Consider the following 14016-nt stretch of genomic DNA (forward strand, 5'->3'; position numbering starts at 1 on the left):
CTTCCCGTTATAAATCATCATTCCGCCCTTGTGGTAGGGGCGAAAAATCTTTCGTCCCGACAAATCTGCGAACCCACATCTTATCAAATTTTGGTAGGGCGGGCTTTACCCACCAATAAAAATACGATTTGGAAAACGGTGGGTAAAACTCACCCCACGCCCAACAATTGCAAATCAAAAACGAAATGTACGACTCTGCTTGTGGTAAGGGCGAAAAATCTTTTGCCCCTGCAATTGATGGATGACAAACATTGTAATTTACCAACACTGCCCATATAAAAACCATCATGAGAGATCAAATTTACGGCATTTGCCATCGTGCGGACAAATGATGGTGGTATGTTCGGGTGAAAAATGGTATTGTATCTTAGGGGCGAAAAGATTGTATCGTAGGGGCGAATAATATTCGCCCCATAAACATCGACATTTGCCATATCAATAGGCGAAAATGGTTGATTATATCGTACGGGCGAATTGCAATTCGCCCCTACAAGTATTTACCACATCGTACGGGCGAAAAATTTTCCGCCCCTACAAAACGCATCATTTCTTGTCATTTAAAAGGAACTTCAACTCATACATGAATCACGAACGCATCGAACAAAAACTCTCTATCTTAGCCGACGCCGCCAAATACGATGTCTCTTGCTCATCAAGCGGTGGCAGTCGCAAAAACACAGGTGGTCTGGGTAATTCATCAAAATCGGGCATCTGCCACAGCTACACCGAGGACGGTCGCTGCGTGTCTTTATTAAAAATCTTATTCACCAACCACTGCATCTACGACTGCGCCTACTGCACTTCTCGCCGCAGCAACGATACGCCACGAGCGGCATTCACGGTGGAGGAAGTGGTGGATTTGACCATGCAGTTTTATCGCCGTAACTACATTGAGGGGCTGTTTTTGAGTTCTGGGATTTTTAAAAATCCTGACTACACGATGGAGCGGCTGGTGCGTGTCGCCAAGACTTTGCGCACCGAGCATCGTTTTCATGGCTACATTCATTTAAAGACCATCCCGGGGGCGTCTGATGAGCTGATGAAAGAGGCGGGGCTGTACGCTGACAGGCTGTCGGTGAACATGGAAATCCCCACCAAATCAGGACTTGCTTTACTTGCGCCTGAGAAAAATCATGATGACATGAAAGCGCCAATGCAGACGGTGCAAGAGCAGATTGTGCAGTTTAAAGATTCTCGCAAGGTCCATAAGCACGCCCCAAAGTACACACCAGCAGGGCAGTCCACGCAGTTCATCATCGGTGCCACTGGCGAGACTGATCATCAGATCATGCGTCTGTCGAGTCACTTTTATGAAAAATACGACCTAAAACGAGTGTACTACTCAGGCTATGTGCCGATGCTGTCGGACAAGCGCCTGCCTGACATCAGCACGCCTGTACCGCTCGTGCGTGAAAATCGTCTGTATCAGGCAGACTGGCTGATGCGTTTTTATGGCTTTGGTGCTGAGGAAATCGTCGATGCGCAAAATCCGTTTTTGGATTTGCAATTTGACCCAAAGATGGCGTGGGCGATGCGTCACCGTGAGCATTTTCCAGTCAATATTCAGACCGCCCCTTATGAGATGGTGGTGCGTGTGCCAGGCATTGGCGTGCGTACGGCAAAGAAAATCGTGAGCGCCAGACGCTTCACCACGCTCACCTTAGACCACCTCAAACAGATGGGCGCAGCGGTGAATCGTGCCAAGTATTTTGTGGCGCTTCATGTGCCTAATCCACACCTAAATGAGCTGATGAAAGACAACTTTCGTGATGTCTTGCTGTCAAGGACGCAAAGTAAATTTAAAGACGACCGCACAGGACAGCTGGTGCTTTTTTAGTGAGGTTTGGACAGCGTGCTTGGCAAAGGCGGTGTTTTTCATGCATCCGCCTGCAAATCCCGTAAGCCTGCCTAGAAATGTTTAAAACTAGAAATGTTTAAAATCTGTCATCATCTGTCAATGCCTTTGGACTGACAAACTATGAGCTTATGACTTCTCTATCTCTTTTTGACCCAAGCAACGACCTACGCCATGATGCGTCTGATGTGCGCACGGTGCTGGTGTTTGATGGCAGCTTTGAGGGCTGGCTGTCGGCGGTGTTTTATGCTTATGAGCATAAGCTGGTGCGTACGCCACTGCTCATTAAGGCGGCGCATGACCATGTGGACAGCTTTTTGGATGAGGTGGTGATGGTGGCAAACGATGCCGACAAGGCGACTCGGGTGCTGACTCGGCTACAAGAGATGTTAAGCGTGCGTGATGTCATCTGGGCGTTTTTGTCTGAAGATCCCATGGTGTACACGCATCTCTTTCGTGTGGTGGTGTATCAGCTGGATAATCCACACCGCCGTGTGATGGCAAACTTTGCCCACCCTGATGTGCAGGCGGTGCAGGCGCGCATTAAGAAAGTGGGGCGAGAGCGTCACCGAATGCAGGCGTTTGTGCGGTTTGAGGATACGGTGCAGGGCGTGTATTTTGCTAAGGTGAATCCTGATTTTAATGTCCTGCCACTCATCGGTGATTTTTTTGCCAAGCGTTTTGCCGACCAAAGCTGGCTCATCTTTGATGTGGTGCGAGGCTATGGGATTTTTTATGATCATCACGACCCTAAGGCAGGCGTGCAAGATATCGTGGACATTGATGAGACGATGCTGACAGATCATCATGCTTTTCATAGCGACAAAGAGCCGATCTATCAGCGGCTATGGCAGGCGTATTTTCGTCATGTGACGATTAAAGAACGCATTAACCCCAAGCACCACATCGCTCAAATGCCACGCCGTTATTGGCGCTATCTGGTGGAGAAAAAAGGGCGTTAAATCCTTGGTTTGCATTGCCCTTGGCATGGTCGAAAGACTTTTCGCCCATGGTTTTGTTCTGCATTGCCATGGCAAAAACCTTTTGCTGATGTGGTTTTGTTTTTGTTCTATCGTTGTTTTGCCATCACAGCCAGCCTGCTCGGCGAAATTTAGAATACAAATAAGTACAAATCAGCAAAATCGCCCCAATAACGATGAAATAGCCATAACGCCAGGTCAGCTCAGGCATAAACTCAAAGTTCATGCCATAGATGCCTGCCATCGCCGTCGGCACCGCTGCGATACCTGCCCACGCAGCAAGCTTTCTGACGACATCGTTTTGCCCCATCGTCACCATCGTGGTGTAGGTATTCATGGCGACGGAGAGCATTTCGTTGAGTCCGTTGACCGCATCCAGCGAGCGTAGCAGATGGTCATTGACATCTCGGAAATAGGGCTGAGCGGAGGTCGGGAAGGCGGAGATCAGCTCGTTTTTTTTGTGATTGATGAAAAAATTACACACATCTTGCACAGGCAAAATCACCGCACGCATATGAACGAGCTGGGATTTTAATTCGTACAGACTTCTTAGGGTGTCTCGGCTAAATTCTGATGAGAAAATGTTTCTTTCTTGTTCACGCAGATAGTTGCCTAGGCGGTCGGTGATTGGTAGGTAGTTATCCACGATGAAGTCCAAGATGGCGTGCAGCACGAAAATCGGTCCCAGACGCAGACGCTCAGGACGGCGGTGATAATGCTCACGCACAGGGGCGTAAGAGTTGGACGCACCACGGCGAATGCTGATGATGAAGTTTTTGCCCATAAATATCGCCGTCGTGCCGTAGCGGATTTGGTTGTCTTCAAGCTTGGCGGTACGCACCACCACGAAAATCATGTCATGACCGTAGCTTTCTACTTTTGGGCGTTGGTGGTCGGCGAGAGCATCTTCTAGGGCAAGCTCGTGCAGGTCAAAGGCGTCTTTGACTTCCTGCACAGTCTCAATGCTAGGATCATACAGCCCAAGCCAAATAAACTGATTGTTATTAGTCAAGGCACGGCTGACTTCATCAATGCGCAGCTGCTCGATGGGCTCGCCCGTCTTTCGAGAGTAGGCGTAGCAGACGATGGTTTCGTTGTCACCTGAGTCTTCTAGGTCTTCAAAGCGGTCGGCATCAGGGTCATAGACCGTCATGGTCAAGGTGGTGTCTTCGTCCGTGGCGTCCGCATCGCCGTAGATGTAGCTGTCTTGATTGTCCAAAGACAGCTCTTCTTCGTCTTGGTCGGTGGTGTCGATGGTGTCTTCGTGTGGTGCTTTAAGATAGCTTTCGATGGTGTCAGGTTTTTTGGGGGTGTATAAATCTTCGTTGTCGTGCTTTTGCATGGCTCGCCCCCTATAAAAATCTTGCGGATATAAAAAACGCCATATTATAGCAACATTTTTAAGCTTTTTCATCTGTCTTTATCCATCCATCTGGCAAATCCATGCCAATTAAGCTCGCCCACGCCCAAAATAACCCAGATTTTTTGTAAATGGCGTCATTATTTTTGTCAAGTTTTTGAATGTCTGATGGTATTTGGTCGGATTTTTGGCAATTTTGGCTTGTCTGTGGTCAGATTATCAAAAATAATTTGTAATTTAACCTAGTCGCACGATGAATTTAATGATACACTAAGCACGAAAAAATGAACGAATTGTGGTGTTTTTTCAAATGGCAAGCGATGACTTGCTATTTTTTGTGTATTTACTGACATTTTATCAATCAATAGGGGTGTGTTGTGCCGACCTGCACGATGGCGACCAGCTTACAGCGTCCTGATGCCCAAAATTGGCTTTTGCCAGATGGCGTGGCGGATGCGTTATTCAAAGATGCCCAAAAACTAGAAAGTCTGCGTGATGCCTTGCTGTTTGTCCTGACAGCGCATGGTCATCGCTTGGTGTCGCCACCACTCATCGAATACACCGAGACGCTGCTTGGCGGGGCGGACGAGGATTTAAAACGCCAGACTTTTAAGTTTGTCGATCAGCTGACAGGGCGCATGATGGGACTTCGAGCTGACATCACGCCGCAGATTACCCGCATTGACGCTCAGCATGGGCAGGGTGTGAGTCGCTACTGCTACATCGGTCAGGTGGTAAAGACACTGCCGACGGGTCTGTTTGGGCTACGCACGCCATTACAGCTGGGCGCTGAGATTTTTGGTGTGAATGATGTGGGTGCGGAGATTGCGCTCATTGATCTTTTGGTGGCTCTGACGGATGAGATCGGCATGAGCCGTGAGAATCTGCACATCGATGTGGGTCATGTGGCGATCTTTGAGGCGCTGTGCGCACTACACGACATCAGTGCAGCGACCACCGAGCGTCTGATGCAGCTGTATGTCAAGAAAAACCTGCCAGAGCTTGAAGTGCTGTGTCTGGACATCGACGGCGGCGCAGACTTCTTGGTGCTTGCCAAGCACACACTTGCCCAAGATGCTGCCCCAGACGCCAATAATCTGCTGACCAAGCTGACAAACAAAGCCAAACAAAGCCCCATCATCAAAGAGGCGGCGACAGAGATCGCCACACTGACTGCGCACATCAAGTCGCTTGGCGTGAGTGTGAGCGTGGACATCACTGAGCTGTCGGGCTATCATTATCACACAGGGCTTGTGTTCAATGTCTATCTAAACCGTACTTCCACGGCACAGACGCAAGCCTTGGTGCGTGGCGGTCGTTTTTGTGCCAGTGCTGGCAGACAGGCGACGGGGTTTAGTATGGACATCAACCGCTTGCTTGAATTTGTAGAATTACAAGAAGACACCATCATCTTGGTGGATCATGCTGACATGACTAGGGCAAATCAGACGCAAGCTGAGGATCTGCTGCGTCAGATTAAGACTCTGCAAGACGAGGGCTGTATCGTGATAAAGCCATTGTCCGCTGATGACAGACCGTCTCATATTGATGGCGTGCTGCACCTTGATGGCGATGAGTGGGCGGTGCAGCTCGTTGGTGACTGACAGAGCTTGGCTTGACATTCATTGTAAACATTTTAAATTATTTTTAAACTTTAAACTTATCAATACTTGTTAAAAAGAGGCAAATCATGGGTAAAAATGTCGTTGTGCTTGGTAGCCAGTGGGGCGATGAGGGCAAGGGTAAAATTGTCGATCTATTGACCGAAAAAGCAACCGCAGTGGCTCGCTATCAAGGCGGTCATAACGCAGGTCATACACTGGTTGTTGGCGGTGAAAAGACTGTTTTGCATTTGATTCCGTCAGGCATTTTGCGTGAGGGCGTCACTTGCTTTATCGGCAATGGCGTGGTGCTGGCACCAGATGCCCTGCTTAAAGAGATGAACGGCTTGATTGAAAAGGGCGTGCCTGTGCGTGAGCGTCTGCGTATTTCGCCTGCATGTCCTTTGATCATGCCTTATCACACCGCACTTGACCAAGCTCGTGAGCTGAAGCGTGGCAATGCCAAAATCGGCACCACAGGTCGTGGCATCGGTCCTGCTTATGAAGACAAAGTGGCTCGCCGCGCCTTAAAAGTGGCGGATCTGTTCCGTGCAGATTTGCCACAAAAGCTAGAGGCGATCTTGGAATACCACAACTTCGCTCTGAGCCAATACTATAAAGTAGATGCCATTGACTATCAGGCGACCTTAGAGCTGTGCCAAGCGTGGGCAAAAGAGCTAAAAGATCTGGTCGTGGATGTGACCGATGAATTAGAAAGCCGTCGTCAAGCGGGCGAAAATCTGATGTTTGAAGGGGCGCAAGGCACGCTGCTAGACATTGACCACGGTACTTATCCGTTCGTTACCAGCTCAAACACGACCGCAGGTGGCGTGGCGACTGGCACAGGCTTAGGTCCGCTTTATTTTGATTATGTGCTTGGTATTACCAAGGCGTACACCACTCGTGTGGGCTCAGGTCCGTTCCCAACTGAGCTGTTTGATGAGGTGGGTGCGCACTTGGCGAAAGTCGGTCACGAGTTCGGTGCGACCACAGGTCGAGCTCGTCGCTGCGGCTGGTTTGATGCGGTGGCACTTCGCCGTGCGGTGGTGCTAAACTCTATGTCTGGTATTTGCTTGACTAAGCTTGATGTGCTAGACGGTCTAAGCGAGATCAAAATCGCCACCGAGTATAAAGTGCCACAAGGCGAGTGTGCAGGTGCGTTTGATGCTGAATACTATGAAAAAGTAGAGCCTGTGTATGAGACTTTGGCAGGTTGGAGCGAATCAACGATTGGCATTACTAAGTTTGAAGATTTGCCAGAAAACGCCAAGATTTATATTAAGCGCATTGAAGAATTGGTGGGCTGCCCTGTTGACATCATCTCAACAGGTCCTGACCGCAGCGAGACCATCGTCCTTCGTGACCCGTATGATGCCTAAGCATTTGGCATAATGGCATTCATCACAATAGCTATTTATTGTGATAAAAACCCATCAAACCTTATTTGGTTTGGTGGGTTTTTTCATTGGCTTGATGATTTTGTGAATTAAGTCATGGCGTAAGTCTGGTGCTTGCTGTATGGCTTTGCTGGCTTTCTTATAAAGCACGAAGACGGCAAAAGTGGTGTGGAGATAGGTAAAGTATTGCTACTTAATGAGAGATGATAACATTTTTTAACAAATCGCTTGACTTTTGGTAAGTTGAGCGATTATATTTATCTGGTCGATGACGGGTTTGTCAGTTTGACGGTTTTTTTATTACCATAAGGACATTGTTATGAATTCAAAAGTATTACCATCAGCATTAGTGCTGTCTGTGAGTGCCGTACTGTTTGGCTGTGGCGGTGATAAAACCACCACCCCTGAAAACAAAGCAGCAAGCACAGATGCTGCGACGACGACTGCGACCGCAGGAGAGTTGGCAGAAAAGCAGGAGATCGTCATCAATAATGGCGCAGAGCCAGAATCACTAGATCCGCATAAAGTCAGCGGTGTGCCAGAGTCAAACATCTTGCGTCAGATGCTGGTCGGTCTGACCTCGACAGACGCTCAGGGTAAGACGATACCGGGCATGGCGACAGAATGGACTTCGCCTGACAACAAAGTCTGGACTTTCAAGCTGCGTGACGCTCAGTGGTCTAATGGCGACCCTGTGACCGCACACGACTTCGTGTACAGCTTCCGCCGTGTGGTCAATCCTGAGACTGCCTCGCCTTATGCCACTTATTTGGCGGGTCTAAAAGTCGTGAATGCCCAAGACATCGTCGATGGCAAGAGTGCGCCAGACACGCTGGGCGTAAGAGCTATTGATGACAAGACGCTTGAAGTGACTTTGTCTGAGCCTGTGCCATATTTCCCAGATGCGCTGTTCCATACTTCTGTGAAGCCTGTCAATCAAAAAGTCGTGGAGCAACACGGCGACAAGTGGACAAATGTCGGCAACTTCGTCGGTAATGGTCCATACATCCTAAAAGAATGGCAAGTGAACGAGCGCATCGTGCTAGAACGCAACAAAAACTACTACGATGATGCCAACACCACCATCAACCAAGTGACCTTACTTGCCATCTCATCAGACACCACCGATGTGCAGCGCTACAAGGCAGGCGAGGTGGACATGACGGCTGACGCATTGCCACCAACTCAGTTTAAGCAGCTGCAAGGCGAGCTTGGCGATCAGGTGAAAGTACAGCCTAAGCTGTGTACTTATTATTATGAATTCAACCATACCAAGGCGCCATTTGATGATGTGCGTGTTCGTAAGGCGCTGTCATTGGTGCTTGATCGAGATACGATCGTTGATAAGATTTTGGGTCAGGGTCAAAAAGTCGCCTATCAATACACCCCAGAGGCGATCAATGGCATGAAGAACTATGAGCCAGAGTGGAAGTCTTGGGATCGAGCGAAGCGCATCGAAGAGGCGAAAAAACTCTTGAATGAAGCGGGCTATAACGAAGCCAATCCTTTGAAATTTGAACTATTGTACAACACCAGCGAGCAGCACAAAACGCTGGCAGTGGCAGCAGCGTCATTCTGGAAGGATGCACTTGGCTTCGTGGATGTAACCCTTGCCAACCAAGAATGGAAGACCTATCTTGAAACTCGCCGCACCCAAAAGCACCAGATGTCTCGTGGTGGCTGGTGTGCCGACTACAACGAAGCATCTACTTTCCTAAATACTTTCTTATCCACCGATTCAAGCAACTACGGTAAATACAACAGCCCAACCTTTGATGGCATCATGGCAAAAACTTTGGCGGCTGATGTAACACCAGAGCAGCGTGCTGAGCTGTATCGCCAAGCCGAAGAGGTGCTGGATAAAGAATCAGCGACGATCTTTGTTTATCAATATGTGTCGCCACGCTTAGTTAAGCCTTATGTGGCAGGCTATGCTGATCAAGATCCGCTCGGCCAATGGCATGTAAAAGATCTAAAAATCCTAAAACACTGATCGGCCAATCAAAAAACCGACCGCAGCTAGTTTGTGGTCGGTTTTTTATTTTTGGGCTGATGAGCGGGGCGTGCGTTATGTAAATTCTTAATTTGTTGCAAAATTTTTTGATAAAAATTAACAGCTTTGGTAAATTATTACATACAAATCCATGCCAATCGTGTATAATCTGCCTGCAAACTAAGTTTACAAATAATCAACATAAATGCCTTTTGGCTGTATTTTGATTGATAAAATATGTCGTATTGATGCGACTTGATACATGGAGTGTATCCAGCAATGCCTGCTGGGATGTGGGCATGATGATGGATGTGCGAACACGAGGTTTTATATGTTTAAGCTGATTTTTAAGCGTACGCTTGAAGCCATTCCGACGATGCTTTTTCTCATCACCATTTCTTTTTTTATGATGCGACTGGCACCGGGTAGCCCTTTTACTGGCGAACGCAATCTACCACCTGCGGTCATGGCAAATATCGAGGCCAAATACCACCTAAACGACCCAATGTGGCTACAATTTTTAAATTATCTAAAACAACTTTTCTTTCATTTTGATTTTGGTCCGTCTTTTAAATACAAAGACTACACCATCAATGAGCTGTTGGCGCAGTCGTTGCCTGTGTCGGTAGAGATTGGTGTCTGGGCGTTTGTCATCGCTTTGGTGCTGGGCATCACGCTTGGGGTGATCGCCGCCTTAAAGCAAAACAGCTTTTTTGACTATTCTTTGATGACGGTGGCGATGACGGGCGTGGTGATGCCAAGCTTTGTCAAAGCGCCGCTGTTGGTGCTACTGTTCGCCGTGACTTTAAAATGGCTGCCAGCAGGTGGCTGGAATGATGGCGCACTCAAAAACATGATTTTGCCTGTGGGTACTTTGGCGATCGCTTATACTTCCAGCATCGCTCGTGTCACTCGTGGTTCGATGATTGAGGTCATGAACAGTCCTTTCATTCGCACGGCACACGCCAAAGGCTTGCCGATGTCGCACATTCTCCTAAAACATGCGCTGCGTCCTGCGATGTTGCCAGTGATTTCATTTCTTGGTCCTGCATTTGTGGGCATCATCACAGGCTCAATCGTGATCGAGACGATTTTTGGCTTGCCAGGTATTGGTCAGTTGTTTGTTAATGGTGCGCTGAACCGTGATTATAGCTTGGTGCTGAGTTTGACGATTTTGGTGGGGGTATTGACGATTGTGTTTAATGCGATCGTGGATATTTTGTACACAGTGATTGACCCGAAAATCAAATATTGATAAGGATGTAATATGTCGATAAATAACAACACAGCCGAGACGCCATTGGTGGCGGTCAAGGGTCGAAGCCTGTGGCAGGATGCGTGGCGTCGTTTTCGCCGTAATAAGGCTGCGATCGCCAGCATAGTGATTTTGGCAATCATCACCGCCTTTGTGATCATTGCGCCGATGGTGTCGCAGTTTGGCTATGCAGACACAGACTGGGCAAACATGGGAGCGGCACCATCGACTGAGCACGGGCATTATTTTGGCACAGATACGCTGGGGCGTGACTTGCTGGTGCGTGTTGCCATCGGTGGACGCATTTCTTTGATGGTGGGCATTGCAGGGGCGTTTGTCGCGGTGCTGATTGGCACGGTGTATGGGGCGATTTCCGGCTATGCAGGCGGCAAGATTGACATGCTGATGATGCGCTTTTTGGAAGTGCTGAGTGCCTTTCCGTTCATGTTTTTTGTGATTTTGTTGGTAACTTTGTTCGGTCGTAACATTTTCTTGATTTTTGTGGCGATTGGCTTGGTGTCTTGGCTGGATGTGGCTCGTATGGTGCGAGGTCAGACACTTAGCCTAAAAAATAAAGAGTTTATTACCGCCGCTCGTGTCACTGGCGTATCCAACTGGAAAATCATCACTCGCCACATCGTGCCAAATGTCTTGGGCGTGGTCGTGGTCTATGCGTCGTTGGTCGTGCCAGGGATGATTTTGTTTGAGTCTTTCCTAAGCTTTTTGGGTCTGGGCGTACAAGAGCCGATGACGAGCTGGGGTGCGCTACTTCAAGAGGGTGCGCAGACCATGCAAGTCGCTCCATGGCAGCTCATCGTGCCATCGGTATTTTTGGTGGTGACGCTGTTTTGTTTTAACTTCATCGGCGATGGTCTGCGTGATGCACTTGACCCCAAAGACAAATAGGATGTGATGATGAAATTATTAGAAGTAAAAAATCTGGATGTGTATCTAAAAACTGACGAAGAGCTGGTGCATGCTGTCAAGTCATCATCATTTGAGCTAGAATCTGGACGCACGCTGGCGATCGTCGGTGAGTCTGGTTCTGGTAAGTCTGTAACTTCTATGGCGATCATGCAGCTTTTGCCAAAGAATATCGTCACTTATGGCGAGGGGTCGTCGGTGCTGTTTGAAGGCGAGGAAATCCTTACCAAGACCGACAAGCAGATGAGAAGTATCCGTGGCAAGCGCATTGGCATGATTTTCCAAGAGCCGATGACTTCTTTAAATCCATACATGAAAATTGGTCAGCAGGTCGCTGAGGCGGTGTCGATTCACAATCCAAGCATCAGCAAAGCGGACGCCACCAAGCTTGCCCTACAAACGCTACAAAAGGTCAAAATCCCAAATGCTGACAAGAAAATGAACTGCTATCCGCACGAGTTTTCTGGTGGTCAGTTGCAGCGCATCATGATTGCGATGGCGATCATCAATGAGCCCGACCTTCTCATCGCTGATGAGCCGACCACGGCGCTCGATGTAACGACGCAGGCGGAGATTTTGGATCTCATGCGTGAGTTGCAGCGAGACATGGGCATGGCGATCATTTTGATCTCGCATGACTTGCGCCTTGTCAAGCAGTATAGCGATGATGTCTGCGTCATGCAGCATGGCGTCATCATCGAGCGGGGCACGACCCAAAGTGTATTCAATCAGCCTAAGCACCCTTATACGGTGGAGCTTTTGACACCCATTCCAGAAAGCCATAAGCCTACTATCAGCGATGATGCACCAAGAATCATCACCGCCGATGATGTCACGGTGGACTATGTCATCAAGCGCAGCTTTATGGGTAAGCCTGTGCAGGTGTTTAATGCGGTCAAGGGGATTTCGCTGGATTTGAAAGTCGGTGAGACTTTGGGCATCGTCGGTGAGTCTGGCTCAGGCAAATCAACGCTTGGGCGTGCCATCATGCAGATCGTCGAGTCTGGTGGCGACATTCGCTTTCATGGTAAAGACATTCGCAGCATCTCGGACCTTGAACGCAAGGCTTTAAAAAAGGACATGCAAATGGTGTTTCAAGACCCATTCAACTCACTCTCCCCACGCTTGACGGTGGGCGAGATCATCGCTGAAGGGCTTACGGTGCATCATCCGCAGATGAGCGCTGCTGAGCGTCGTGATCGAGTTGCCAAGATGCTCACCGAAGTCAACCTGTCGCCATCGATGATCAATCGCTATCCGCATGAGTTTTCTGGTGGTCAGCGTCAGCGCATTGCGATTGCTCGTGCCATCATTTTGGAGCCGAAGTTTGTACTGCTTGACGAGCCAACCTCGGCGCTCGACCGCTCAACGCAGATCAAGGTGGTGGAGCTTTTAAACGACCTTCAAGACAAATATGGGCTAAGCTATATTTTCATCAGTCATGATTTGTCGGTGGTTAGGGCATTGTCCGACCGAGTCATCGTCATGAGTGAAGGGCGAGTGGTTGAGATGGGTACGGCGCAGCAGATTTTTGAAAATCCGCAAGAAGAATACACCAAAATCTTGGTGCAAGCTTCCAACCTTTCTTAATAACTCAATGCGTGACAAAAAACGGATCTTAATGATCCGTTTTTTTTGCTGTGCATTTGTTGGCGGTGGCTGTCAAAGCTTGGCTTGGAAGCTTTAATTTTGAGCCAAGCTCAGTTGTTCTAGCTGCTTTTGACCTACCCAGTGACGACTGAACTGATGTGCAATGCGCCCTGAGCGACCGCCACGGTTGCCAGCCCATTTGAGCGCCTCACCTCGAGCCTCGTCATCCAAGTCAAGCTGAGCTTTGGCAAGATGGTGCGCCACGATGTCAAGGTAGGTGTCTTGATTCATCGGATAAAACGACAGCCACAGCCCAAAGCGATCTGACAAAGAGACGGTTTCATCGATGGTCTCATAAGGATTGACCTCATCGGTCTGACCATTATAAATATTGACATTATCCTTCATCAGCTGTGGCAGTAGGTGGCGGCGATTGCTCGTGGCATAGACCAGCAGGCGGTCTTGCTCGCTGTCAAGTGCGCCGTCCAGCACGCTTTTTAGGGTGCGATAGCTTTCGTCTTGACCATTGAACGCCAAGTCATCACAGTACACCAGATAGCGGTTGTTGTTGCCATGTTGCTGTGAGATTTTGATGGCTTGGCGAATTTTGTCAAGATGCAGAAGGTCATCACGAGCCACTTCAATCACACGCAGACCATCTGAGTGAAAATTTGCCAATAAGGCTCGCACCAAAGACGATTTGCCTGCGCCACGAGTACCTGTCATCAGTACATGGTTGGCGGGCAGACCTGCCAAAAACTGACGAGTGTTGGCGATGAGTTTTTGTTTTTGAGTATCGATGCCCAGTAGGTCATCAAGACTTGAGCCAAATGCCACATCCAGCGGCACCAAATGACCACGCAAACCACCCACCCAGCGATACGCCAGCACATCAGGGTCTATGCTGATGGGGCTTTGGCTGTGCTCGTCAAAAAAACGCATGGCAAGCTGAATCAATTCATCGGGTAGGTGGGGTGTGTTCATGTCGTCATTATCTTGTGAATGTCATGCCATAAATTAGCACAAAATCGATGATTTGCCAATCTTTTGTGATGGATTGG

10 protein-coding genes are annotated in these 14016 nt (G+C 48.7%); 8 read left to right on the plus strand and 2 right to left on the minus strand.

The genetic code is table 11. The features are described 5' to 3' along the window. Positions 1 to 580 precede the first annotated feature (580 nt). Together LU290_RS03635 and LU290_RS03640 are read left to right on the plus strand one after the other, a co-directional pair. Positions 581 to 1837 carry a putative DNA modification/repair radical SAM protein gene (locus LU290_RS03635; RefSeq protein ID WP_277809200.1) on the plus strand — a complete coding sequence of 419 codons (1257 nt, stop codon included), beginning with the start codon at positions 581 to 583 and terminating at the stop codon, positions 1835 to 1837. A 149-nt stretch (positions 1838 to 1986) separates the two neighbouring features. After that, the gene (locus tag LU290_RS03640) at positions 1987 to 2817 is read left to right on the plus strand and encodes a TIGR03915 family putative DNA repair protein (RefSeq protein WP_277809201.1); all 831 of its coding nucleotides are present in this window, start codon (positions 1987 to 1989) and stop codon (positions 2815 to 2817) included. A gap of 124 nt (positions 2818 to 2941) precedes the next feature. Here the strand turns inward: LU290_RS03640 and LU290_RS03645 are convergent, their stop codons facing one another. Next, a complete protein-coding gene (locus LU290_RS03645) occupies positions 2942 to 4177 on the minus strand; it encodes a magnesium and cobalt transport protein CorA (protein WP_370688552.1) in 1236 nt (411 codons plus the stop codon). 395 nt (positions 4178 to 4572) lie between these two features. On the opposite strand from LU290_RS03645, the gene LU290_RS03650 reads away from it, so the two are divergent. The 6 genes from LU290_RS03650 to LU290_RS03675 all read left to right on the plus strand — a co-directional run bounded on the left by LU290_RS03650 (position 4573) and on the right by LU290_RS03675 (position 12955). Next, positions 4573 to 5799 carry an ATP phosphoribosyltransferase regulatory subunit gene (locus tag LU290_RS03650; protein ID WP_277809202.1) on the plus strand — a complete coding sequence of 409 codons (1227 nt, stop codon included), beginning with the start codon at positions 4573 to 4575 and terminating at the stop codon, positions 5797 to 5799. An 86-nt stretch (positions 5800 to 5885) separates the two neighbouring features. Further along, complete coding sequence (locus tag LU290_RS03655; protein WP_277809203.1) at positions 5886 to 7175, plus strand: adenylosuccinate synthase; 1290 nt, start codon at positions 5886 to 5888, stop codon at positions 7173 to 7175. Positions 7176 to 7512: 337 nt separating this feature from the next. Then, positions 7513 to 9186, plus strand: coding sequence for an ABC transporter substrate-binding protein (locus tag LU290_RS03660; protein WP_277809204.1), 1674 nt, complete (start codon positions 7513 to 7515; stop codon positions 9184 to 9186). A gap of 331 nt (positions 9187 to 9517) precedes the next feature. Then, the gene (gene oppB / locus LU290_RS03665) at positions 9518 to 10441 is read left to right on the plus strand and encodes an oligopeptide ABC transporter permease OppB (protein WP_277809205.1); all 924 of its coding nucleotides are present in this window, start codon (positions 9518 to 9520) and stop codon (positions 10439 to 10441) included. A 12-nt stretch (positions 10442 to 10453) separates the two neighbouring features. Next, on the plus strand, positions 10454 to 11347 hold the full coding sequence (oppC, locus tag LU290_RS03670) for an oligopeptide ABC transporter permease OppC (RefSeq protein ID WP_277809206.1): 894 nt from the start codon (positions 10454 to 10456) through the stop codon (positions 11345 to 11347). A gap of 6 nt (positions 11348 to 11353) precedes the next feature. Continuing rightward, complete coding sequence (locus tag LU290_RS03675; protein WP_277809207.1) at positions 11354 to 12955, plus strand: ABC transporter ATP-binding protein; 1602 nt, start codon at positions 11354 to 11356, stop codon at positions 12953 to 12955. A gap of 93 nt (positions 12956 to 13048) precedes the next feature. Here the strand turns inward: LU290_RS03675 and LU290_RS03680 are convergent, their stop codons facing one another. Then, entirely contained in the window at positions 13049 to 13939 is an 891-nt protein-coding gene (locus LU290_RS03680; RefSeq protein WP_277809208.1) for an ATP-binding protein, read from the minus strand. Positions 13940 to 14016: the final 77 nt, after the last annotated feature.

The organism is Moraxella nasibovis (assembly GCF_029581575.1).
Taxonomy (GTDB): domain Bacteria; phylum Pseudomonadota; class Gammaproteobacteria; order Pseudomonadales; family Moraxellaceae; genus Moraxella; species Moraxella nasibovis.

Excerpts from the sequence above, each read along its gene's own strand:
- LU290_RS03635 (WP_277809200.1), top strand. The coding sequence starts at position 581 with ATGAATCACGAACGCATCGAACAAAAACTCTCTATCTTAGCCGACGCC.
- LU290_RS03640 (WP_277809201.1), top strand. The coding sequence starts at position 1,987 with ATGACTTCTCTATCTCTTTTTGACCCAAGCAACGACCTACGCCATGAT.
- LU290_RS03645 (WP_370688552.1), bottom strand. The coding sequence starts at position 4,177 with ATGCAAAAGCACGACAACGAAGATTTATACACCCCCAAAAAACCTGAC.
- LU290_RS03655 (WP_277809203.1), top strand. The coding sequence starts at position 5,886 with ATGGGTAAAAATGTCGTTGTGCTTGGTAGCCAGTGGGGCGATGAGGGC.
- LU290_RS03660 (WP_277809204.1), top strand. The coding sequence starts at position 7,513 with ATGAATTCAAAAGTATTACCATCAGCATTAGTGCTGTCTGTGAGTGCC.
- oppB (WP_277809205.1), top strand. The coding sequence starts at position 9,518 with ATGTTTAAGCTGATTTTTAAGCGTACGCTTGAAGCCATTCCGACGATG.
- oppC (WP_277809206.1), top strand. The coding sequence starts at position 10,454 with ATGTCGATAAATAACAACACAGCCGAGACGCCATTGGTGGCGGTCAAG.
- LU290_RS03675 (WP_277809207.1), top strand. The coding sequence starts at position 11,354 with ATGATGAAATTATTAGAAGTAAAAAATCTGGATGTGTATCTAAAAACT.
- LU290_RS03680 (WP_277809208.1), bottom strand. The coding sequence starts at position 13,939 with ATGAACACACCCCACCTACCCGATGAATTGATTCAGCTTGCCATGCGT.